This is a genomic window from Nocardia farcinica (assembly GCF_001182745.1).
Classification (GTDB): Bacteria; Actinomycetota; Actinomycetes; order Mycobacteriales; family Mycobacteriaceae; genus Nocardia; species Nocardia farcinica.
On the sequence record NZ_LN868939.1, the window covers coordinates 2,164,851 to 2,186,817 of the forward strand.

At 71.9% G+C, this 21,967-nt stretch carries 19 protein-coding genes; 11 read left to right on the forward strand and 8 right to left on the reverse strand.

What is annotated here, in order from left to right; translation table 11 throughout:
* Window positions 1–931: 931 nt before the first annotated feature.
* On the reverse strand, window positions 932–3,112 hold the full coding sequence (helR, locus tag AMO33_RS26715) for an RNA polymerase recycling motor ATPase HelR (RefSeq protein ID WP_170916159.1): 2,181 nt from the start codon (window positions 3,110–3,112) through the stop codon (window positions 932–934).
* A 297-nt stretch (window positions 3,113–3,409) separates the two neighbouring features.
* Here helR and AMO33_RS32015 point away from each other — a divergent pair, with 297 nt between their 5' ends.
* The 6 genes from AMO33_RS32015 (at window position 3,410) to AMO33_RS26745 (ending at window position 10,402) form a co-directional block, all read left to right on the forward strand.
* Window positions 3,410–3,844 (forward strand): hypothetical protein, encoded by a 435-nt coding sequence (locus tag AMO33_RS32015; protein ID WP_240327330.1) that lies wholly within the window; start codon window positions 3,410–3,412, stop codon window positions 3,842–3,844.
* Window positions 3,841–5,262 (forward strand): hypothetical protein, encoded by a 1,422-nt coding sequence (locus AMO33_RS26725; RefSeq protein ID WP_060594699.1) that lies wholly within the window; start codon window positions 3,841–3,843, stop codon window positions 5,260–5,262. Before AMO33_RS32015 ends, AMO33_RS26725 begins: the two co-directional genes overlap by 4 nt.
* A gap of 126 nt (window positions 5,263–5,388) precedes the next feature.
* Window positions 5,389–5,784 carry a four-helix bundle copper-binding protein gene (locus AMO33_RS26730; protein WP_060594700.1) on the forward strand — a complete coding sequence of 132 codons (396 nt, stop codon included), beginning with the start codon at window positions 5,389–5,391 and terminating at the stop codon, window positions 5,782–5,784.
* Window positions 5,785–5,907: 123 nt separating this feature from the next.
* Window positions 5,908–6,852 carry an alpha/beta fold hydrolase gene (locus tag AMO33_RS26735; RefSeq protein ID WP_060594701.1) on the forward strand — a complete coding sequence of 315 codons (945 nt, stop codon included), beginning with the start codon at window positions 5,908–5,910 and terminating at the stop codon, window positions 6,850–6,852.
* Between the two features lie 203 nt (window positions 6,853–7,055).
* On the forward strand, window positions 7,056–8,453 hold the full coding sequence (locus tag AMO33_RS26740) for a sigma 54-interacting transcriptional regulator (RefSeq protein WP_011210948.1): 1,398 nt from the start codon (window positions 7,056–7,058) through the stop codon (window positions 8,451–8,453).
* Window positions 8,450–10,402, forward strand: coding sequence for a vWA domain-containing protein (locus tag AMO33_RS26745; protein ID WP_060594702.1), 1,953 nt, complete (start codon window positions 8,450–8,452; stop codon window positions 10,400–10,402). Before AMO33_RS26740 ends, AMO33_RS26745 begins: the two co-directional genes overlap by 4 nt.
* 13 nt (window positions 10,403–10,415) lie before the next feature.
* Here AMO33_RS26745 and AMO33_RS26750 read toward each other — a convergent pair whose 3' ends face one another.
* From AMO33_RS26750 to AMO33_RS26775, 6 genes are all read right to left on the reverse strand, one after another.
* A complete protein-coding gene (locus tag AMO33_RS26750; RefSeq protein ID WP_060594703.1) occupies window positions 10,416–11,078 on the reverse strand; it encodes a methionine ABC transporter permease in 663 nt (220 codons plus the stop codon).
* A gap of 8 nt (window positions 11,079–11,086) precedes the next feature.
* A complete protein-coding gene (locus AMO33_RS26755; protein ID WP_060594704.1) occupies window positions 11,087–12,091 on the reverse strand; it encodes a methionine ABC transporter ATP-binding protein in 1,005 nt (334 codons plus the stop codon).
* Entirely contained in the window at window positions 12,088–12,999 is a 912-nt protein-coding gene (locus tag AMO33_RS26760) for a MetQ/NlpA family ABC transporter substrate-binding protein (RefSeq protein WP_086842428.1), read from the reverse strand. Before AMO33_RS26760 ends, AMO33_RS26755 begins: the two co-directional genes overlap by 4 nt.
* A gap of 78 nt (window positions 13,000–13,077) precedes the next feature.
* Window positions 13,078–13,422, reverse strand: a complete 345-nt coding sequence (locus AMO33_RS26765; RefSeq protein WP_060594706.1) for a DUF2200 domain-containing protein — start codon at window positions 13,420–13,422, stop codon at window positions 13,078–13,080.
* 78 nt (window positions 13,423–13,500) lie between these two features.
* Window positions 13,501–14,514 carry a HEAT repeat domain-containing protein gene (locus AMO33_RS26770; protein WP_060594707.1) on the reverse strand — a complete coding sequence of 338 codons (1,014 nt, stop codon included), beginning with the start codon at window positions 14,512–14,514 and terminating at the stop codon, window positions 13,501–13,503.
* Between the two features lie 4 nt (window positions 14,515–14,518).
* Complete coding sequence (locus tag AMO33_RS26775) at window positions 14,519–15,184, reverse strand: HEAT repeat domain-containing protein (protein WP_011210941.1); 666 nt, start codon at window positions 15,182–15,184, stop codon at window positions 14,519–14,521.
* A gap of 114 nt (window positions 15,185–15,298) precedes the next feature.
* On the opposite strand from AMO33_RS26775, the gene AMO33_RS26780 reads away from it, so the two are divergent.
* The 5 genes from AMO33_RS26780 to AMO33_RS26800 all read left to right on the forward strand — a co-directional run bounded on the left by AMO33_RS26780 (window position 15,299) and on the right by AMO33_RS26800 (window position 20,229).
* Window positions 15,299–15,745: a MarR family winged helix-turn-helix transcriptional regulator gene (locus AMO33_RS26780; RefSeq protein WP_060594708.1), complete on the forward strand. Its 447-nt coding sequence runs from the start codon at window positions 15,299–15,301 to the stop codon at window positions 15,743–15,745.
* 3 nt (window positions 15,746–15,748) lie between these two features.
* Window positions 15,749–16,171: an organic hydroperoxide resistance protein gene (locus AMO33_RS26785; RefSeq protein ID WP_060594709.1), complete on the forward strand. Its 423-nt coding sequence runs from the start codon at window positions 15,749–15,751 to the stop codon at window positions 16,169–16,171.
* Between the two features lie 306 nt (window positions 16,172–16,477).
* Window positions 16,478–17,587: a polyprenyl synthetase family protein gene (locus tag AMO33_RS26790; protein WP_060595172.1), complete on the forward strand. Its 1,110-nt coding sequence runs from the start codon at window positions 16,478–16,480 to the stop codon at window positions 17,585–17,587.
* A 19-nt stretch (window positions 17,588–17,606) separates the two neighbouring features.
* On the forward strand, window positions 17,607–19,139 hold the full coding sequence (crtI, locus tag AMO33_RS26795) for a phytoene desaturase family protein (protein ID WP_060594710.1): 1,533 nt from the start codon (window positions 17,607–17,609) through the stop codon (window positions 19,137–19,139).
* A complete protein-coding gene (locus tag AMO33_RS26800) occupies window positions 19,126–20,229 on the forward strand; it encodes a phytoene/squalene synthase family protein (protein ID WP_060594711.1) in 1,104 nt (367 codons plus the stop codon). Before crtI ends, AMO33_RS26800 begins: the two co-directional genes overlap by 14 nt.
* A 153-nt stretch (window positions 20,230–20,382) precedes the next feature.
* Here AMO33_RS26800 and AMO33_RS26805 read toward each other — a convergent pair whose 3' ends face one another.
* Entirely contained in the window at window positions 20,383–21,918 is a 1,536-nt protein-coding gene (locus AMO33_RS26805; protein ID WP_060594712.1) for an MFS transporter, read from the reverse strand.
* Window positions 21,919–21,967: the final 49 nt, after the last annotated feature.

Sequence of the window (21,967 nt, forward strand, 5' to 3'; positions counted from 1 at the left end):
GCCTGGCGCAGCTCCACGTGCCGAGAATGGGGTGAGACGTTGCGCGCCGACCTGCACCGGCTCGGGGAGGCGGCCGCGTCGACGTTAGGTAACGACTGCATACACCTCACCCCCCGGAGATAGCTATCTGATTGCGGCGGGGTCGTGTCGAGCCCGGCGGCGTTAGCCTTGGTACTTCGCCAGAGCAGGAGCCTCGAGCAAGGAGGGCCGCCATGCGCGGACGGTTTACCGGATTCGCCGCTGCTTCGGCCTGCGCGGCGTTGTTGGTTCTTCCCGGCCTGGGTGCGGCGTTCTCGGCGCCCGGTCTCCCGGTCGAGCGTGCTGTCCTCGCCCAGCCGGATCAGTATCCGCCGCCCGACACGGGGCCGTATGTGCTGCAGTGCCTTCCGGGTGGGATGGCCATGTGGAGCAACGGGGTCACCGGGTTCTCCGAATGGTGCTTGAACGGCAACGGAAGCCCGCACGGTCCGGACGGCTACGGGCCGTTGGGGCCGGTGGAGCCGGGTACGCCCGGTGGGCCGGCGATGCCGGGAGAACCGCAGATGCCGGATGGGCCGATAGGGCCGGAACGGCCGATGTAGGAGGTGCGTCGCCCGTGTGAGCGCCCGCGATCAGGCGAAATCGGGCACAGCCGGCGGGGCACGCCGCGCTTCACCCCGGGCCGTAGCCGACACACGTCGGCTACGGGGCTCAGCTGAGCGGTTGCCGGGGTGGGTGACGCGTCGGCGTGTGGCGGTCTGGCAGTCGTCCACCCAGCCCCTGTTTGCGGGATGATCCGGGGCCTGTCCAGCCCGGCGCCGGTGGATCGGGGCGCGTCGCCAGGAGGGCGCCTGTTGTCAGGCGGAGCACTCGCATCGTTCGCCGACCGGTCGCCGATGCCGACGGTTCATCGCGCGTACGGACGTGCCCTACCTCCCGCCACGGGGTCGCGTCACCTCACGGCCGAGTCGACGACCTCTGTCAACCCACCGAGAACCGCCGGCAACTGTCCCGTATACACCACCCCCAATCGCTGGGTCGCCCGCGTCAACGCCACGTACAACTCCGCCGCTCCCCGTGGTCCGTCGGCGAGTATCCGTTCGGGCTCCACGACGAGCACGGCGTCGAACTCCAACCCCTTGGTCTCCGACGGTGGCACCGCCCCCGGCACTCCCGGCGGCCCGATGACAACGCTCGTCCCCTCCTCGTTCGCCTCGGAACGCACGAATTCGTCGACAGCAGAGCGGAGTTCGGCATCCGAAACCCGTCGTGCCCACGGCCGCACCCCGCACGCCCGGACCGATTCCGCCGCCTGCACCCCAGGCGCCAGCTCGGCCAGCACTCCCGCCGCGACGTCCATGATCTCGGCGGGCGTCCGGTAGTTCACCGTCAACTGCCGATACACCCACCGTCCGGGCACGTACCGGTCCAGCATGGCCGCCCACGACGTCGCCCCGGCCGGTGACCGCCGCTGCACCAGGTCGCCGACGATGGTGAACGACCGGCTCGGGCACCGCCGCATCAGTACCCGCCAGTCCATCTCCGACAACTCCTGGGCCTCGTCGACGACGACGTGCCGGTAGGTCCAGTCCCGGTCGGCGGCGGCGCGTTCGGCCAGCTCCCGGTTGTCGCGTTCGAGGAAGCGTTCGGCCAGGTCTTCGCCGTAGAGCATGTCCTGGGCGAGCAGGTGGTCCTCGTCGTCCATGAGGTCGGCGCGGTCGACGAGGATGTCCAGGACGCCCGCGGCGTAGGCGGCTTCGGCTTTACGGCGGCGTTCGTCGTCGTCGGTGCGGGTGGGGTCGGGGCCGAGGAGGTCGACGAGTTCGTCGAGGAGGGGGACGTCGGAGATGGTCCAGGCGTCGCCTTCGGGACGGAACAGGGCGGGGTCGGCGCCCGCGGCGCGCAGGCGTTCCTCGGATGAATACAGTTGGGCGAGTAGCTGTTCGGGGGTGAGGATGGGCCACAGCTGGTCCAGGGCGGCGCGGAACGCTTCGTTCTCGGCGAGTTCGGCGGTGAGGTCCTCGCGCAGTTGCTCCCAGGCTTCGCGGTCGTCGCGGGTGAGCCAGCCGTTGCCGATGCGGGCGATCGCGCGTTCGGTGAGCACGTAGGTGACGATCTCGCGGAAGGTCGCCCTGGCCTCGTTGTGCGGCCGGCCGGTGGCGCGGGCCTCCTCCCTGGCCCATTCGGCGGTGGGGGCGTCGATGCGGACGGTGACGTCGTTCAGTTCGATCGGCAGCGGCTGGTCGGGGAGGCGCTGGCGGTCGGCGACGGCGGCGGCGAGCACCTCGAGGATCGACAGCGCACCCTTGAGGCGGGCGGCGTCGGGGGTGTCCTCGGCGGTGACGTGCAGACCCGGGACGAAGGAGCCGGGCGTGGCGAAGACGACGTTGGATTCGCCGAGGGAGGGGAGCACGCGGTCGATGTGGTGGAGGAAGGCCGGGTTGGGGCCGACGACCAGCACGCCGTTGCGTTCCATCTGCGCGCGCTGGGTGTAAAGCAGGTAGGCGACGCGGTGCAGGGCGACGACGGTCTTGCCGGTGCCGGGACCGCCTTCGATCACCAGGACGCCGGGGTGGTCCAGGCGGATGATCTCGTCCTGTTCGGCCTGGATGGTGGCGACGATGTCGCGCATACCCGCGCCGCGCGGGGCGTTCACCGCGGCGAGCAGGGCCGCGTCGGCGCTCTCGTCGCCGCCCGGGCGGCCGAGGACCTCGTCGGTGAAGGAGACGATCTGCCTGCCGCGGGTGTGGAACTGGCGGCGGCGGCGCATGTTCTCCGGGTTGGCGGCGGTGGCGACGTAGAAGGGGCGGGCGGCGGGGGCTCGCCAGTCGAGCAGCAGGGGTTCGAACTCGTCGTCCTCGTCGTAGAGGCCGATGCGGCCGATGTAGTGGCGTTCGCCGGTGACGGCGTCCAGGCGGCCGAAGCACAGGCCGTCGTCGGCCACGCCGAGGCGCTTGACCTCCCTGGCGAGGGTGCGGACTTCCACGTCCCGCTCCATCGGTGAGTTGCCGGTGCCGCGCAGGGCGGCCCGGTAACGGCGTTCGGCCCGGGCGCGCTCAGCGTCCAGGCGGGTGTGGAGCCCGGCGACGTAGTCGCGCTCGGACCGCAATTCCTCGTCGTATCCCTGATGCATACGCCCCTCACTTTCCCGGTGGTGACTCCGGCTGGACTTCGTCGTGCAGCGGCGTCGCGGCCTCGTGCCGCATCTCCCATTCCCGCAGGTTCTGACCTCGGCCAGCGATTGTGCGGCATGACCGGGGTCTTGCCGCAAGGCCCCCGGTGCGCTATATGTTGAAAGTGGAAAGGAGTCGATCGCTCTCCTTCCCTTCTCGATTCCCCCTCTCGATTCCCCTCTTCTCGATTTCCCGCTGATTCCGCCAGGTTTTCTGGGCCCGGGTCGGTGCGTGCTCGGACGGCTATCCTGCACTGCATGAGCGACCTGCGCTGCATGAGCGACGCGAGCGGGTTCGATCCGCGGGCGGAAGTCGAGGCGGTGCACCGCCTGCTGGCCACCTGGCTGGGGACCGACGCGGACCCGCAGGTGCTGGACGATTTCCTCGCCACCCAGCACGAGGATTTCTCGATGGTGACCGTCGACGGCGCGGTGCTGGGCAAGAAGGAGTTACGGAACGGGCTGCGCGGCGCGCGGAACAGTCTGCCCGGCTTGGTGATCGAGATCTCCGATGTCGAAATGGTCTGGCGGGCGGGCGGTCTGGTGGTTGTCCGGTTCGTGGAGGGGCATCGGAGCGGTGGCGCGGTGGAGTTCCGGCGCACCACCGCTGTCCTGGCCGCCGATCCGGGACGGCGGGATCGGTGGCTGGCACTGCAGGAGACCGCGATCGCGCCGCGGGCGGAACGCGCATGATCGGCGGGGGATCGGTTCGCGTGAGACAGGCTGCGCGCCTCGGTATTCCGGTACTCGTCGCGACGATGATCGCCGCCGGCCCCGGCCTCGCGACCGCCGCACCGGCTACTCCCGACGTGGGACCGGCGGGCACCGCACTGATCCACGGTGACCTCGCCTCCACCGACTCCACCCCGCACCCCGGCCCCGGGCCGAGCGGTCGGCTGACGGCGTCCTCGGTGCCGGGCGGGGCGTGCAGTGCGGTGTTCGTCGGGTCCGACGGGATGCCGGTGGCGTTGTGCACCGCGTTCGTGAACCTCGCGCCGCCCGACGTCGCCGTGCCCACCGTGCAACTGTTCGATCCCGCGACCGCCGCGCCGCTCGCGTCACTGCCGCTGACGAAGGGGGGACTGCTCGGCGGCGTCTACGGCTACCTCGACAGCCGCGACCGCGTGGTGGTCGCCGACGGATCGGGCTCGATCACCAAGGTCGCGCATCGACGCGACGCGGACGGCCGGTGGACGCTGTTCGCCGACGAGAGAATCGACGTGGCCCGGCACATTCCGGAGGGCGACGCCATCACGTCGGTGGCCCCGGACTTCCAGGGCCGGATCTGGTTCGCCACCACCGAGGGTGTGGTCGGCACGGTGGACACGGCCGGACGTGTCGGCGTCACCCGGCTGCCCGACGGCGAGAAGCTCACCAACGGGCTCAGCATCCGCCGCGACGGCGCCTCGGTTCTCACCGCCCGCGCCCTCTACGAGATGCGCGCCGACGACACCGGCACCCCGGTGGTGCGATGGCGTCGCGACTACGCCGCGGGCGCCGCGCGCAAACCCGGCCAGCTCGCGCCCGGCTCCGGCACCACCCCCACCTACTTCGGGCCGGACGACTCCTGGGTGGCGATCGTCGACGACGCCGAACGGCCCGAGTTGCTGGTCTTCCGCGCCGACGACGGAGCGCCGGTGTGCCGGATGCCCGCCTTCGAGACCTCCGGCCAGGGCACCGAGAACTCGCCGATGGCGTGGGGCACGTCGCTGGTCGTTCCCAGCACCTACGGATTCGCCTACCCGCCGATGGCGACCTCCGGTCCGAGCGATCCGCCGAACGCCACCTTCGTCGGTGGGATGACCCGCATCGACGTCACCGAGTCCGGCTGCCATCGCGTCTGGGAGAGCACCGACCGGATGGCGTCGCTGCCGCGGCTCTCCCGCGCCGACGGACTCATCCACGGCCTCGCCTACGGCCCGGCCGGGCCCGTCCAGCAGCTCGGCCCGGTCTATTACACCGCCGTCGACTTCCACACCGGCGAGCGCCGCGCCCACCGACAGGTCGGCTTCGCCCCGCTCGACGAGCCGCTGCAACTCACCGGCACCATCGCCCCCGACGGGTCGTACTGGCAGGCGACGATCGGACGCATGCTGAAGATCACGGGCTGACCGAAAGGCCGTCCGCGATCGCCGAGCGCTTGTTCCCGTCGATCAGCGGATGGCCGCGCGCTCGTCAGGTCGTTGGTCGCTCGGGTACGCGGCTGCCGTAGTGGGAGACGAGCGAAGGAGGCGACCGTGACGCAGGCGATGGAGATGCTGGAGACCTTTCCCGCCGACCTCGGTCCGGACAAGCAGGCGCTGGCGGACTGCATCGAGGAGTGTTTCAGCTGTGCTCAGGCGTGCACGGCGTGCGCGGACGCGTGTGTGAGCGAGCCGGACGCGGGGGAGTTGGTGCGCTGCATCGGGGTGACCATGAACTGCGCGGAGGTGTGTGATGCGACCGGGCGGGTGCTGTCACGGCATTCGGGGCGGGATCGGTCGCTGGTGACGGCGTTGCTGCGTGCCTGCGTGCAGGCGTGCGCGACCTGCGCCGACGAGTGCGCCAAGCACAGCGAGCACCACGAGCACTGCCGGGTGTGCGCGCAGACCTGTCGCCGGTGCCGTCGCGCCTGTGCCGCGTTGCTGAACTAGGCCCCACCCGGGGTGGGGTTTCCCGCCACCTCGGGGGAGGGGAAACCAGCACCGGAGGGTCTGCCGGGGCGGGCGCGGGTCCGGGAGAGTGGGACATCTCCCCTTCAGGAACCGGAGCCCGCCATGAGTCAGCCTCGCATCCTCGCCGCCGCGGCGGAGCGGCGCGTCACGGTCACCACCGACGACGGGGTGGCGCTGGCCGTCCGCGAGTACGGGCCGCGCGACGCCGAACTGACCGTCGTCCTCGTGCACGGGCACTGCCTGCGTTCTGAGTCGTGGACCGCGGTGCGCGACGAGCTGCTGCGCCGCCACCCGCACGCCCGCGTGCTCTGCTACGACCATCGCGGCCACGGTGACTCCGCCGCCGCGCCCCGTCACACCTACCAGCTCGACCGGCTCGCCCGCGATCTGCGCGCGGTGCTCGACACGCTGGTGCCGGTCGGCCCGGTCGTGCTGGCCGGCCACTCGATGGGCGGGATGACGGTGCTGACCTACGCCGGCCGGTATCCGCGCGAGATCGGCACCCGGGTGGTGGGTGTCGCGCTGCTGGCGACGGCGGCGAGCGGGATCGCCGACGCGGGGTTCGGGCGGCTGCTGCGCAACCCGGTGGTGTCGGCGTTCCAGTGGGCGGTGCGGCGCGCGCCGCGGCTGATGCAGCGGGCGAAACTGCTGGCCTGCAAGCTTTTCGCGCCGGTGATCCGTACCGCCGAGTTCGGTGATCGCGCGGTCAGCCCGCAGGTGCTCGCCCTGGCGAACGCGATGCACAACGAGACCTCGATCGTCACGATGGCGAGCTTCCTCAGCGCGTTCATGAGCTACGACCGCACCGACGCGCTGCCGGTGCTCTCCGCGGTGCCGACGGTGGTGCTGTGCGGTTCGGCGGATCTGATGACCCCGCCCGCGCATTCGGTGGCGATGGCGGCGGCGGTCGAATACTCGGACCTGGTCATCGTCGACGGCGCCGGGCATTCGGTGATCCTCGAGGAGCCGGGTCAGGTGGCCGAGGTGCTCGGGCGCCTGCTGGTCCGCGCGGGCAACCGGTCGGCCGCCTACTCGCTCGCGGCCTGAGCGACGGCGGCGGCACGCGGGCTCGTCCGGCTGAATTGGCATCGGGCACGGTCCCGGACCGGTTGGGCGCTGCCGGAGGGGTCGATGGGCACATCCGCCCTCGTTCCTCGGCCGTCCTGCACAGGTCGAGTTCGCGACGGGTGAACAGCCCCGCTGCCCGCTTCGCGTCGACCGCGCGGCGAAACAGTCGTAGTTTCGATGGGGTGACTGTTCCGACAGATCTGCCCACCACCGCCGGTGAACTGCGCGCGGCGGGCTACCAGCCCCGCGGGGTGAAGACCGAGATCCGCGAGAACCTGCTGGCGTTGCTGGCCTCCGGTGGTGAGCCGTGGCCGGGCATCGTCGGGTTCGACCGCACCGTGTTGCCGCAGCTCGAGCGGGCGCTGCTGGCGGGCCACGACGTGGTGTTGCTGGGCGAGCGCGGCCAGGGCAAGACCCGGCTGCTGCGCACGCTGGCCGGGTTGCTCGACGAGTGGACGCCGGTGATCGCCGGGACCGAACTGGGCGAGCACCCGCTGGATCCGATCACGCCCGCCGGCCGCAGGCTGGCCGCCGAACTGGGCGACGACCTGCCGGTGGCCTGGCGGCACCGGTCCGAGCGCTATGCCGAGAAGCTGGCCACCCCCGACACGTCCGTCGGTGACCTGATCGGTGACGTCGACCCGGTGAAGGTGGCCGAGGGCCGCAGCCTCGGCGACCCCGAGACCATCCACTTCGGCCTGGTGCCGCGCGCCCACCGCGGCATCGTCGCCGTCAACGAGCTGCCCGACCTGGCCGAGCGGATCCAGGTCGCGCTGCTCAACGTGATGGAGGAGCGCGACATCCAGGTCCGCGGCTACACCCTGCGGCTGCCGTTGGACGTGTTGCTCGTCGCCACCGCCAACCCCGAGGACTACACCAACCGCGGCCGCATCATCACCCCGCTCAAGGACCGCTTCGGCGCCGAGATCCGCACCCACTATCCGCTGGACATGCGCGCGGAGATGGATTTGGTGCGCCAGGAAGCCGATCTGGTCGCCGAGGTCGGCGATCCGCTGATCGAGGTGCTGGCTCGGTTCGTGCGGCACCTGCGCGATTCGTCGGCGATCGACCAGCGTTCCGGCGTGTCGGCGCGGTTCGCGGTGGCGGCGGCGGAGACGCTGGCCGCGGCCGCGCTGCGACGGTCGGCGCTGACCGGCGAGTATCCCGCGGTCGCCCGGCCGGTGGATCTGGAGGCCGTGCCCGCGGTGTTGCGCGGCAAGCTCGAGTTCGAGTCCGGAGAGGAAGGGCGCGAACAGGAGCACCTGACGCATCTGCTGCGCCGCTCGTTCGCCGAGACCGCGCGTGACCGGCTGGGCGGGCTGGACCTGCGGCCGCTGGTGGCGGCGGTGGCCGACGGTCACCTGGTCACCACCGGTGAGCGGGTGCCCGGTGCGGAGGTGCTCGCCGCGCTGCCCGAGCTGCCGGTGCTGCACGAGGTGGCCGACCGGCTCGGCGCGGGCACCGACGGCCCGCCCGCCCGCATCGCCTCGGCCGTCGAATTCGCTTTGGAGTCGCTGTATCTGGCGCGCGAGATCGCCAAGGACTCCGATGGCGGCACCGCCGTCTACGGCCGCTCATGACCACACCGGACCGCTACTCCTACGGCCCCTATCACGAGGGCCCCGACCCGCTCGCGCCGCCGCTGGACCTGCGCGCGGCCTTGGACGCGATCGGCCGCGAGGTGATGGAGGGCAGCTCGCCGCGCACGGCGCTCGAGGAACTGCTGCGCCGCGGCACGAACGGGCTGCGTGGGCTGGAGGACCTGACTCGCAGGCTGTGGCAGCGGCGCGCGGAGATCTCCCGGCGGCACCGGCTCGACGGCACCCTGCAACAGGTGCGGGAACTGCTGGAGGAGGCACTCGCCGCCGAGCGGCGGGCGCTGTTCCCTGACCCGTCCGACGATGCCCGCTTCGCCGAGGCCCAGCTCGACGCGCTGCCGTCGAGCACGGCCGCCGCCGTCGGGGAACTGGCCGACTACGCGTGGCGCTCGGAGACCGGCCGGGAGAACTATCAGCGCATCCGGGATCTGCTCGGCCGGGAACTGCTGGAATCGCGCTTCCAGGGCATGAAGGAGGCGTTGCGGAGCACGACGCCCGAGGATGTTGAACGGGTCCGGCGGATGATGTCGGATCTCAACGACCTGCTCGCCGCGCACGGCCGCGGCGAGGACACCGGCGAGCAGTTCGCCGACTTCATGGCCGAGCACGGCGAGTTCTTCCCCGAGAATCCGCGCGACACCGAGGAACTGGTCGACGCGCTGGCCGCGCGGGCCGCCGCCGCGCAGCGCATGATGAACTCGATGACCGACCAGCAGCGGGCGGAACTGTCCGAGCTGATCGGCCAGGCCTTCGGTGATCCCCGCCTCGCCGCGCAGATCGCCGCCCTCGACGCCAATCTCCGCGCGCTGCGTCCGGGGGAGGACTGGGAGTCGGCGCAACGCTTCCGCGGCCAGGACCCGCTCGGGCTGGGCGAGGGCGCGCAGGCGTTGCAGGATCTGGCCGAACTCGACGCGCTCGCCGAACAGCTCGCCCAGTCCTACCCCGGCGCGCGGCTCGAGGACATCGACCTCGACGCGCTGGAACGCCACCTCGGCGAGGACGCCCGCGTGGACGCGCGCAGGCTCGCCGACCTGGAACGCGAACTGCGCAGGCAGGGCATGTTCGAGCGGGCTCCCGACGGGTCGCTGCGATTGACCCCCAAGGCACTACGCCGCCTCGGTGAGGTGGCGCTGCGCGACGTGGTCGGTCAGTTGCGGGCCAAGCGCGGTGAACGCGACACCGCGCGCGCCGGCGCGGCGGGCGAGCCCACCGGCGGTTCGCGGCCGTGGCGGTTCGGCGACACCGAACCGTGGGATGTGCCGCGCACGGTGCGCAACGCGGTCCTGCGCTCGGCCTCGACCGGCAGCCGCCGGGTGCGGCTGGATGTGGCCGACGTGGAGATCATGGAGACCGAGCAGCGGTCCCGCGCGGCGGTGGCGCTGTGTGTGGACACGTCGTGGTCGATGGTGCAGGACGGGCGATGGGTGCCGATGAAGCGCACCGCGCTGGCGTTGCACCAGCTCATCAGCACCCGTTTCCGTTCGGATGCGTTGAGCCTGATCACCTTCGGGCGGGAGGCGAGCACCGTCGACATCGGTGAGCTGACCGCCTTGGACGCGGTGTGGGAGCAGGGCACCAACCTGCACCACGCGCTCCTGCTGGCCGCCCGGCACCTGCGCCGCCACCCGGACGCGGTGCCGGTGGTGCTGGTCGTCACCGACGGCGAACCCACCGCCCACCTCGAACTCGACGGCGAACCGTTCTTCTTCTGGCCGCCCGCCCCCCGCACCCTGGCGGTGACGATGGCGCAGGTCGACGCGCTGGCCAAGCTCGGCGCGTCGGTGACGGTGTTCATGCTCGGCGAGGACCCGCGGCTGGCCGCCTTCGTCGACCTGATGGCCCGGCGCAGCGGCGGCCGCGTGGTGGCCCCCGACCTCGACGGCCTCGGCGCGGCCGTGGTGCGCGACTACCTGCGCGGCCGCCGGGGGTAGCGGCCTCGCGAGTTCAGCGGCGCAGCACCTTGCGGGCCGCCCAGTTGCCGAAGAACTGGACGGCCTGCACGCCCGCGATGATGATCAGGGTGGCGACCAGGGTGACTTCCCAGTCGAACCGCTGGTAGCCGTAGACCAGGGCGAAGTCGCCGAGGCCGCCGCCGCCGACGGTGCCCGCCATCGCGGACATGTCGACGATGGCGATGACGACGAAGGTGTAACCGAGGATCAGCGGGCCGAGGGCTTCGGGGATCAGCAGGGTCAGGATGATCCGCAGCGGCCCGGCCCCGACGGCGCGCGCCGCCTCGATGACGCCGGGATCGACGGTCACCAGGTTCTGCTCCACGATGCGGGCGATGCCGAACGAGGCCGCCACGATCATCACGAAGGCCGCCGCCTCGGTGCCGATGGTGGTGCCGACCACCTCCAGGGTGATCGGGCCGAGGGCGGCGAGCAGGATGATGAACGGGATCGGGCGCACGATGTTGACCAGCACGTTGAGCACCCAGTTCACCGGCGCGTTGGCCAGCAGGCCGCCTTTGCGGGTGGTGTAGAGGGCGGTGCCGAGGGCCAGCCCGATCAGCCCGCCCACCACGAAGGTCACCAGCACCAGGTAGACGGTGGTGCCGACGGCCTCGGTGAGGATCGGGCGCAACTTGTCCCAGTCGGTCTGCATGTCTTTCCTCAGCGTTCGTCGAGGGCGGCGAGCACGGCGGCGACGGCGTCGTCGGGGCCGTCGAGGGCGAGGGTGATGCTGCCGAAGGTCTTGTCCTGCAAGGTGCTCACCCCGCCGTAGACCACCTCGAACCGCACCCCGGCCCGCGCGGCGGTGGTGAGGGCGGCGCCGATGCCGCGTTTGTCGTCGACGTCGACGGTCACCAGCCGGCCGGTGTGCAGGGCGTCGAGGCGACGCAACTCCTCGGGGGCGGGACGGTTGTGCAGGACCGTGTCGACGAAGGCGCGGGCCGGTGCCGAGCGCGGGGCGGCGAAGACGTCGAAGGTGCTCGCCAGCTCCACGATCCGCCCGTCGGCCAGCACCGCCACCCGGTCGGCGACCGCCCGGATCACGTCCATCTCGTGGGTGATCACGACGATGGTCACGCCGAGCTCGGTGTTGATCTTGCGCAGCAGGGCCAGCACCTCACCGGTGGTTTCCGGGTCGAGGGCGGAGGTCGCCTCGTCGGCGAGCAGCAGCGCGGGCGAGGTGGCCAGCGCCCTGGCGATGCCGACGCGCTGCTTCTGGCCGCCGGAGAGCTGGTCGGGGTAGCTGCGCGCCTTGTCCGAGAGTCCGACGAACTCGAGCAGCTCGGCGACGCGCGCCTTGCGTTTCGCCCGCGGCCAACCCGCCACCTTCAGCGGGTACTCGATGTTGCCCGCGGCCGTGCGCGAGCGGAACAGGTTGAACTGCTGGAAGATCATGCCGATGTCGCGGCGCAGCTGCCGCACCCGCGCCTCCGGCACGCCGGTGATGGGCGTGCCGGCGACCTCGATCGTGCCCGCGGTCGGCTTCTCCAAGCCGTTGATCAGCCGGGCGAGGGTGCTCTTGCCCGCGCCGGAATAGCCGATCACACCGAGGATTTCGCCGCGCTCGATCCGCAGGTCGATCTCGTGCAGGACGGTGTGCTCGCGCTTGCCCGTCCGGAAAACCTTGCTGACCGAGCGGAATTCGACGGCCGGTGCGTCGCTCACTGTCCGTCGCGGATGGTCTGCTGCACGCGCTGCAGGATCTGCTCCAGCTCCGCGCCGCTGCGTCGCACCTCCACCGAGGTGCCCTTCGACGACTCGGCCACCGCGGCCTGCACCTGCGGGTCGTGCCAGATCTCCACCAGCTTCTGGTAGGTGGGGTCGTCCTTGTCCTCGGCGCGGGTGACGAAGGCGTTGATGTAGGGCTCGGCGCCGGGGCTGGACGGGTCGTCCTTGAACAGCGCCGACTTCGGGTCGACGCCGGAGCGCTCCAGGAAGGTGTTGTTGATCACCGAGCCGTCCACCGAGTTCAGCGACAGTGCGGTCTGAGCGGCGTCGACCGGGGTGACCCGCACCTTCGAGGCATCGCGGTCGATGTCGGCGGGGGAGGGGGTGCGGGTGTCGGAGGACAGCTTCACCAGACCCGCGGCCTGCAGCACGAACAGGGCCCGCGCCTGGTTCGACGGATCGTTGGGCACCGCGATCTCCCCGCCCGCGGGGATGTCGGCCAGCGACGTGTGCTTCTTGGAATACAGGCCGAGCGGCACGATCTGGGTGGCGCCGATCGGGGTGAGGTCGGCGTTGTTCGCGACGTTGTACTCGCCGAGGAACTGCAGGTGCTGGAACAGGTTGACATCGATCTGCCGCTGCGACAGCGCGATGTTCGGCTGCGAGTAGTCCGAGTAGTTGGTGATCTGCAGGGTGATGCCCTGCTCGCGCGCCTTCTGTTCGAACACGTCCCACGACGGATCGCTCTCGGTGGTGCCGATGCGCACCACGTCGCCGGAGTTCGCCTCGTCGGCGCCGCAGGCCGTCAAGCCCAGTGTCGCGGCGGCAACCAAGGCGGTGACGGTCAGTACCCGAGGGAATCTCAACGCATGCTCCAAAATCGTCGTGGTGGGGGACCAGACCATGCAAGCCGGGCGTGCCAGCCGGAACGACAATTGGAATTGTGATGAGCGAAACCCTGGACAACCGGTGCTGAACCCGCCTCAGGGGTGGCGCAGGATCTTCTCCATCGGACGGCCCTTGGCGAGTTCGTCGACGAGCTTGTCGAGGTAGCGGATCTGCCGCATGAGCGGATCCTCGACCTCCTGCACCTTCACCCCGCACACCGAGCCGGTGATCAGGGCGGCGTTCGGGTTGATCGTCGCGGCGGCGAAGAAATCCGCGAAGGTCGTCCCGGCGTCCAGGTGGGCGGCGAGGGCGGCCTCGTCGAACCCGGTCAGCCACTCGATCACCTCGTGCAGTTCGGCCTTCGTGCGGCCTTTGCCCTCCACTTTGGTGACGTAGTGGGGATACACCGAGGCGAAGCTGGTGGTGAAGATCCTGTGCATGTCGCCAGTATCACACCGGTGGACGCAGAACTCCGGCCCGCGCCCGAGCGGTCGGCGTGTGGGGTACCGCCGGTTCGTTCACCCCTCGGCACGGGCCGCGTGGACGGCGGCCAGGGCCGTCGCGATGCGGGCGACGGCCGGGTCGTCGTCGTGGGCCAAGCGCCGGAGGGTGTCGGCCGCCAGGGTGCCCGGTAGTTCGGCCAGCGCTTGAGTCAATCGCACCCGGGTGTCGGAATCTGCTGTGGGAGAGTCGAGTTCGCGCACGAGTCCGGTTATGATCCGGTCCGCCCACGCGGGATCCTGCGCGAGCGCGCCGAGTCGTTCGGCCGCGTCGACGTCGTTCGGGCCGGTCACCACGGTGTCGATCAGGACCGGCACGGCGCCGGTCTCCCCGCGCGCACCGAGCGCGAGGGCGGCGTGGCGGCGGATCGCCGGGTCGTCGCTGTCGAGCGCGGCGGTGAGCGCGGCGGTCGCCTCGGCCGAGGACAGCTCGCCGAGCGCGTGCACCGCTCGCCGCCGGACCTGGGCGTCCGTCGAGCGCAGGCCGGCGGCGAGGGTGGTGACCGCGTCGCCGTCGGCGCGGGCCAGGGCCCACCGCAGCGCGCCCGCGACGTTGAGGTCGGTTTCGGTGAGCAGCGCCTCGGCGAGGAGTTCGGCGGGCAGCCCCGCGTCGTCGGCCGGGGCGAGCACCGCCTGTTGCCGGTGCGCGGCGTTCGGCGAGGTGAGGCCGCGCAGCAGCTGGACCAGGCGTAGCACGTCCTGCCAGTCGGCCGGGTCGGCGGCGTCGACCCGGCGCAACCGGTCGAGCAGTTCCTGTTCGCGGTGCAGGCGTTCCTCCGTCTTGCGGATGAGGTCGCCGACCAGGGTGGCCGGAGCGAACCCCGGGTCGTCGAGCGCGCGGGCGATCTGGCTCAGTGACAACCCGAGGGTGCGCAGCCCCTCCACGTGGAAGATCCGCCGGATGTCGGCCGGGGAGTACTCCCGGTAGCCGCCGACGGTGCGGCCCGTCGGCCGCACCAGCCCGAGGGCGTCGTAATGCCGCAGCATCCGGGCACTCACCCCCGAGCGGCGCGCGACCTCACCGATCAGCACGCGGTCACTCCTTCCGGTCCGGGCCGAGCGCGACCACCCGCTTCGCCTCCGCCACCGCGAGGTCGAATCCGGCCTCTGGATCGCGCAACAGCTGTTCGGTCGCGCGGGCATGGGCGCGCCTGTTCGCCTCGCCATTGTTCATCGCCGCGTGCAGCACCGGTTCGACCGCCGCGCCGAGCGCGACGAACGCCCGGCTCAGGCTGCGCTGCACCTCCCGGTCACCGCGGCCGAACTGGGTGGCCAGCTCGGCGGCCAAGGCCGCTTCCTGCCCCTCCGGCACGAGCACGACCGCCGCGCGCCACGCGCTGCGCGCGACCTCGTCGTCGGCGTCCTGCAGCAGCGCCCGCGTGATCGCCGGCCACACCGACTTGTCACCGATCTTGGACAGCGTGTGCAGCGCCTGACTGCGCGCCTGGGGCCGCGCGGACTCGAGCTCGGTCCGCAGTCGCGGCACGGTGCGGTCGGCGGGCAGCCGGGTCAGCGCCCAGGTGAGCATGTCGCGCACGAAGAAGTCCGGCTCCACCGCGCACCGCCGCACCAGCGTCTCCAGCAGCGCGGGGTCGGGATGCGTGCCCGCCGCCATCGCCGCCGCCAGCCGCGTGGACGAATTTCCGGCCGCCAACGCCGCCATCACCTGTGTGACCTGGGGTTTCCCGTCCGTCGGGTTCATGATCGACCACCTCCGACCCCCAGTGAAGACCTTGTCACGATGTGAAGGTCAAGCGGAGAAGTTGTGGGCTCATTCGTGTTGTGCACAACATAGTTGTGGGCTACTGTTCTTGGGGTGGGTGATGAACTGGCGCTCGATCAGCAGGTCTGCTTTCCGCTGTATGCGGCCTCGCGGGCGATGACGGCGGTGTATCGGCCCCTGCTGGAGGGGTTGGGACTGACGTATCCGCAGTACCTGGTGATGCTGGTGTTGTGGGAGCGGGACGGGCGCAGCGTGGGGGAGTTGTGTCAGGAGCTGGCGTTGGACACCGGCACCGTCTCGCCGTTGTTGAAGCGGCTGGCCGCGTCGGGGCTGGTGGAGCGGGTGCGCTCGACCGCCGACGAGCGGCGGGTGGAGATCCGGCTGACCGACCGGGGCCGGGCGCTGCGCGCGCGAGCCTGCGACATTCCCCGCGAGCTGGCCGAGGCGACCGGTATGTCGCTCGATGAACTCGCGGCGCTGCGCACGACGCTGCGCCGCCTGACGCGGGCACTCACGTCCGCCGATTCCCCGAAGGAGTAAACGATGCAGGTCCTCTACACCGCCGAAGCGTTGGCCACCGGCGACGGGCGCAACGGCCGCAGCCGCACCACCGACGGCACCATCGACCTGAAGCTGGCGGCCCCGCCCGCGCTGGGCGGCTCCGGCGAGGGCGCCAACCCCGAACAGCTCTTCGCGGCCGGGTACGCGGCCTGCTTCCATTCCGCGCTGCGGCTGGTCGGCAAGAGCGAGGGCGCGAACATCGACGACTCGGCGGTCGGCGCGAAGGTCGGCATCGGCCCGAACGAGGCGGGCGGCTTCCAGCTGGCCGTCACGCTCGAGGTGTCGCTGCCGCACCTGAGTGCCGAGCAGGCGCAGGCCCTGGCCGACAAGGCGCATCAGGTCTGCCCGTACTCCAACGCCGTGCGCGGCAACATCGACGTGACCGTGCAGGTCGCCGAGGACTGATCGGTCCCGCGTCGGGCGGGTGTCTCCCCGGTGGAGATGCCCGCCTTTTCATTTCTCGCCGGTTGAATCGTTTATGCATCGTTTTGCGGGTAGTCTGCTCGTATCGCACTTCAACCGAGAGAGGTGATCGCCGTGCGTGAGGCGTTCGAGATGATCTTCCAGCTCGTTCACGACCCGCTCGTTCAGCTGTACTACCTGCTGGACAACGCGCTGCCGCGGTAACGCGGGCAGCCGTCGGGGCGGTCGGCCGAGTCCGGCCGCCTCGGCATTTTCGATGCGAGACCGATGCGAGAACTGGAGTCCGACATGGCGGGCGAGACGATGATCGACCGGCCGGTGCATACCGAGGCGCCTCCGGTGCCCGAGCATCCGGCCGCGTGGTGCACCCGGATGCGCGACGACACCGCGCGCGTGCTCGACGATTTCGTGCGCGCGCGCCGCCGCGAGCACCTGGGCGCGCCAGAAACCGCCGTGCTGGGACAGGTGATCGGCGACTTCGTCGCGGGCGGCAAGTACCTGCGTTCGGCGCTGCACCTGGCGGGCTGGTCGACCGTGGCGCCGGTCGGCGCGGCCGCGATCCGCGCGGCGGCGAGCGCGGAACTGCTGCACTGCTTCGCGCTCATGCAGGACGACGTGATGGACGAGTCCGCGCGGCGGCGCGGCCGGCCCGCAGCGCACGTCCGGTTCGCGCAGTGGCATGCGCGGCAAGGACTTTCGGGATCGTCGGACCGCTTCGGCGAGTCCGCGGCGACGCTGGCGGCCGACCTGTGCCTGGTGTGGGCCGAGCAGCTGCTGCGCGAGAGCGGGGTGGACGCCGCCGCACTGGCCAGGGCGTTGCCCCGCTACGACGCCATGCGCAGCGAACTGGCGGTCGGGCAGTTCCGCGACCTGGTGAACGACGCGCGGCGGCGGCCGGCACTGGCCGACGTGCTGGCGGTGGCGCGGGCGAAGTCGGGGCACTACACCGTGCGCCGACCGCTGGAGCTGGGGGCGGAGCTGGCCGGGGCACCGCCGGCGGTGCTCGCGGCGCTCGGCCGGTACGGGGTCGCCATCGGGGAGGCGTTCCAGGTGCGCGACGACCTGCTCGGCGTCTTCGGCGATCCGGGCGCGACCGGCAAGCCGGTCGGGGCGGACCTGCGCAACGGCAAGGCCACCACCGTGGTGGTGCTGGCCCGCGAATACGCCGACGGCGTGACGCGGCGGGAGCTGGCACGGCTGGCCGAACTGCCGGAACTCGGTGCCGAGGAGATCGCCCGGTACGTGCGGGTGATCGCGGAGACCGGCGCGCCACGGCGGCTCGAACTGCTGATCGCGCACCGGCTGCGCGAAGGGCTCGCCGCGATCGCCGGGCTAGAGCCGGGCGCCCGCGCGGTGCTCACCCATCTCGCCCACGCGTGCACCGACCGGTCGCGCTGACATCTCGGAGGAGGATTCGATGCGCACCGTGCGCGGGAGAACAGATCGCGTGGTCGTGATCGGGGCAGGGCTGGCGGGGCTGTCGGCGGCACTGCACCTGGCCGGGCGTGGCCGGGAGGTCGTCGTGCTCGAACGCGCGGCGGTGCCCGGCGGACGCGCCGGACGGCTCGACGTCGGCGGCTACCGGCTCGACACCGGGCCGACCGTGCTGACCATGCCCGACATCCTCGAGCAGACCTTCGCGGCCGTCGGCGACACCCTCGGCGACCGCCTCGACCTGCGGCCCCTGCACCCGGCCTACGACGCGCGCTTCGCCGACGGCACCCGGTTGGCCGTGCACAGCGAGCCCGACGCGATGTATGCGGAGGTGCGGCGGTTCGCGGGTGCGGCGGAGGCGGATCGCTATCTGCGGCTGCGAAACTGGCTGGGCAGGCTGTATCGCGCGCAGTACGAACGGTTCATCGCGGCCAACCTGGATTCCCCGCTCTCGGCGGTGACGCCCGCGCTCGCCCGGGTGGTCGCGCTCGGCGGATTCCGCTCGGTCGAGACGAAGATCGCGCAGATGTTGCGCGACGAACGGCTGCGGCGGGTGTTCAGTTTCCAGTCGCTGTACGCGGGCGTGGCGCCGCAGCGCGCGCTGGCGGTGTACGCGGTGATCGCCTACATGGACACCGTTGCGGGAGTGTACTTTCCGCGCGGCGGAGTGCGGGCGCTGCCGGACGCGCTGGCCGCGGCCGCGGTGGACGCCGGGGTGGACCTGCGTTACGACGCGGCGGTGACGGCGTTCGAGCGCACCGGCGCACGGGTCACCGCGGTCCGGACGGCCGCGGGGGAGCGGCTGGCCTGCGACGCGGTGGTCGCCACGACCGAACCGCACCTCACCTACCGCCTGCTCGGTGCGGCGCCGCGCCGGGTGGTTCCGCTGCGGGCAGCGCCCTCGGCGGCGATCGTGCACGTCGGGTTGCCGGCCGGAGCCGACATCGGCCACCACACGATCGGGTTCGGGGCGGCCTGGCGGCGAACCTTCGACGAACTCATCACCGAAGGGCGCACCATGAGCGACCCGTCCCTGCTCATCACCCGGCCCACCGCCACCGATCCCGGTCTCGCCCCACCCGGCCGCGATCTGGTCTCGGTGCTGGCGCCGGTGCCGAACCTCGCCGTGCACCGGGATGGTTCGGTCCTGGACTGGGACGCCGACGGGGAGCGGTATCTGCGCGAGGTCCTCGCGGTCGCCGCCGCACGGGTCCATCCGGGCCTGGCCGACGCGCAGATCCTGGCGACGATCACTCCCGCCGACTGGGCGCGCGCGGACATGTTCGCGGGCACCCCGTTCAGCTATGCCCACACGCTCACCCAGACCGGCCCGTTCCGGCCGGGCAACTTCCCCCGCGCCTTCGACAACGTGGTGCTCGCCGGTTCGGGCACGACCCCCGGCGTCGGCGTGCCGACCGCCCTGATCTCCGGGCAACTGGCCGCGGACCGGATCACCGGCGTGGTACGGGGGACCGCTCGGGTGCGAGCGACGGGAGCCCGCCATGACGCGGCGTGAACTCGATGCCGCGGGCATCACCGACCCCGCCCTGCGCCACGCCTACACCCGGTGCCGCGCGCTGAACGCCGCGCACGGGCGCACCTATTTCCTGGCGACCCGGTTGCTGCCGCCGGACCGGCGGCCCGCGGTGCATGCGCTCTACGGTTTCGCGCGGCATGTGGACGACCTGGTCGATCTGCCCGATCGGGACGCGCCCGGTTCCGGCCTCGCCGCGGACGCGCGCATCCGTGCCCACATCGACACGGCCGAGCGGGAACTCACCGCCGCGCTCGCCCGATCGGTGCGCGTTCAATCGGTATCCGCTCAGCTGGCCGGGCCCGGCCAACCCGTCGTGCCCGCTCAGCCGATCGGGCCCGGCCAACCCGTCGCGCCCGCCCAGTCGGCCGCGCCCGCCCAACCGGCGCCCGCTCAGCCGGTCGTGACCGCACTGGCCGACACCGTGCGCCGCCACCGTATCGACCCCGCGCTGTTCGCGGCCTTCCTGACGTCCATGCGCATGGACCTGGAGGTCCGCGACTACCCGACCCGCGCCGCCCTCCAGCGCTACACCTACGGGTCGGCTCAGGTGATCGGCCTGCAACTGCTGCCGGTCCTCGGCACCGTCACCGACACCGCCGTGGCGGCTCCGTTCGCCGCCGCGCTCGGCGACGCCTTCCAGCTCACCAACTTCCTGCGCGACGTCGCCGAAGACCTCGACCGTGGCCGCGTCTATCTGCCCGCCGACGAACTCGCCGCGCACGGTGTCGACCGGGATCGCCTGGCCTGGTGCCGCACCCGCGGCCGCCCCGACGCGGCGGTCCGTGCCGCCCTCACCGACCAGATCGCCATGACCCGGGCGGTCTACCGCACCGCCGAGCCCGGTATCGCCCTGCTCGACCCGATGGCCCGCCCCTGCGTGGCCACCGCGTTCCGCCTCTACGCCGCCATCCTCGACCGCATCGAAGCCGCCGACCACAACGTCTTCGCCACCCGCGCCACCGTCGGCCGCACCCGCAAACTCGGCGTCGCCCTCCCGGCCCTCACCCGCGCCTGGTGGTCGCGCCGCCCCACCCCTCGCCACACGGCACCCCCGCGCGCCCAGCATTGAGCTGGACCGATCCGAGACAGAGGGGGCGATGAGCGCACTGCCGGCGTGGCGACCGACCCCGAGATGCTCCTGATCACCGAACAGGGCTTCGACGCGCACTGAGGGCGCTCAACGCCCTGAGCCGGTCAGCGCCCCCGAGGCGGTGGCCTGGCGTCACCGCTCGGTCGTGCCGGGCCGCAGGCGCAGGGCCACCCAGGCGGCGATCAGCAGGATCGTCGCGGTGCCGGTGGCGGCGAGGTGGACGCCGGAGAGGAAGGCCTCGTGGACCGAGGTCAACATCGTCTCCGCGGTGGCCTGCGGCAGGCCGCGTGCGAATTCCGTAGCGGCGCCCAGGGATTCGCGTGCGGTGTCGGGCAGGTCGGGGAGCGAGCCACGGAAGATCGCCATCACGACGCTGCCGAGCAGGGCCACGCCGAGGGCGATGCCGGTCTCGTAGGCGGTTTCCGAGACCGCGGCGGCCGCGCCCGCGCGTTCCGGCGGGGCGGAGCTGACCACCAGATCCGACGACACCGTCAGCGCCACACCGACACCCGCGCCCACCCCGAGGAAGCCGAGGATGAACGGCAGGGTACTGGTCGCGGCGTCGGGGCCGAGCCGCAGGAACACCGCGGCTCCCGCGGCGGCCGTCACCAGCGCACCGCCCAGCACCGCGCCCGGCCGCCAGCGCTGCACCAGCCACGCCGCGGCCAGCGAGGCGACCACGCTGGCCGCCAGGCCGGGCAGCAACAGCAGACCGGCCTGCAACGGCGACCGGCCGAGCACCAGCTGCAGATACTGCGAGCCGAAGAACAGCACACCGGCGAGCGCGAAGACCGCCAGCAGGCTGGTCACGACCGCGACCCGGAACTGCGGCCGCGCGAACAGCGTGAGGTCCAGCATCGGTCGCGGCAGCCGCCGCTGCCTGCGCACGAACAGCACGGCGGCGAGCACGCCCACGGCGGCGGCCGACGCGAGGACCGGCCGCGGGCCGTGCGCGGCGGTTTCCTTGATCGCGTAGACGATCGGCACCAGGGCCAGCAGCGACAGCGCCGCGCTGGGCACGTCGAACCGGCCGGGTGACGGGTCGCGCGATTCCGGGATCAGCACCGGGCCGAGCATCAGCAGCACCAGCATGACCGGCAGGTTGACCAGGAACACCGAGCCCCACCAGTAGTGCTCGAGCAGCCAGCCGCCCAGTAGCGGACCGGCCGCCGCGCCGCCACCGGCCATCGCGCTCCACACCGCGATGGCGATGGTGCGCTGGCGCGGGTCGAGGAACATCGAGCGGATCAGGCCCAGTGTGGCGGGCATGAGGGTGGCGCCTGCGACACCTTGGAGCACGCGCGCGGCGATGAGCATCTCGGGCGAGACCGCCCAGGCCGCGACCGCGGAGGCCAGGCCGAAGCCGACCGCGCCGATGAGCAGCAGTTTGCGGCGGCCGATGCGGTCGCCGAGGTCGCCCATCACCACCAGCAGGCCGGCGAGCACGAACGAGTACACGTCGATGATCCACAGCAGCTGCGGGGTGGTGGGCGCGAGGTCGGCGCTGATCGCGGGGACCGCGAGGTCGAGCACCGTCGCGTCGATCGAGAGCAGCAGCAGGGCCAGGGCCAGCACGGCCAGACCCCACCATGCCCGCGCGGTCGCGCGCGGCGGCGGGCCGGGGGTGGTGGGCACGCCGGTGCTCGGGGTCGTGGTCTGGGGGTTCATCGATGTTCTCGACTTCCGTGACTTTCTCGACGTTGGTCGTCGTTGGTTT

Excerpts from the sequence above, each read along its gene's own strand:
- helR (WP_170916159.1), bottom strand. The coding sequence starts at position 3,112 with ATGCATCAGGGATACGACGAGGAATTGCGGTCCGAGCGCGACTACGTC.
- AMO33_RS32015 (WP_240327330.1), top strand. The coding sequence starts at position 3,410 with ATGAGCGACCTGCGCTGCATGAGCGACGCGAGCGGGTTCGATCCGCGG.
- AMO33_RS26725 (WP_060594699.1), top strand. The coding sequence starts at position 3,841 with ATGATCGGCGGGGGATCGGTTCGCGTGAGACAGGCTGCGCGCCTCGGT.
- AMO33_RS26735 (WP_060594701.1), top strand. The coding sequence starts at position 5,908 with ATGAGTCAGCCTCGCATCCTCGCCGCCGCGGCGGAGCGGCGCGTCACG.
- AMO33_RS26745 (WP_060594702.1), top strand. The coding sequence starts at position 8,450 with ATGACCACACCGGACCGCTACTCCTACGGCCCCTATCACGAGGGCCCC.
- AMO33_RS26750 (WP_060594703.1), bottom strand. The coding sequence starts at position 11,078 with ATGCAGACCGACTGGGACAAGTTGCGCCCGATCCTCACCGAGGCCGTC.
- AMO33_RS26760 (WP_086842428.1), bottom strand. The coding sequence starts at position 12,999 with ATGGTCTGGTCCCCCACCACGACGATTTTGGAGCATGCGTTGAGATTC.
- AMO33_RS26765 (WP_060594706.1), bottom strand. The coding sequence starts at position 13,422 with ATGCACAGGATCTTCACCACCAGCTTCGCCTCGGTGTATCCCCACTAC.
- AMO33_RS26775 (WP_011210941.1), bottom strand. The coding sequence starts at position 15,184 with ATGAACCCGACGGACGGGAAACCCCAGGTCACACAGGTGATGGCGGCG.
- AMO33_RS26785 (WP_060594709.1), top strand. The coding sequence starts at position 15,749 with ATGCAGGTCCTCTACACCGCCGAAGCGTTGGCCACCGGCGACGGGCGC.
- AMO33_RS26790 (WP_060595172.1), top strand. The coding sequence starts at position 16,478 with ATGGCGGGCGAGACGATGATCGACCGGCCGGTGCATACCGAGGCGCCT.
- crtI (WP_060594710.1), top strand. The coding sequence starts at position 17,607 with ATGCGCACCGTGCGCGGGAGAACAGATCGCGTGGTCGTGATCGGGGCA.
- AMO33_RS26800 (WP_060594711.1), top strand. The coding sequence starts at position 19,126 with ATGACGCGGCGTGAACTCGATGCCGCGGGCATCACCGACCCCGCCCTG.
- AMO33_RS26805 (WP_060594712.1), bottom strand. The coding sequence starts at position 21,918 with ATGAACCCCCAGACCACGACCCCGAGCACCGGCGTGCCCACCACCCCC.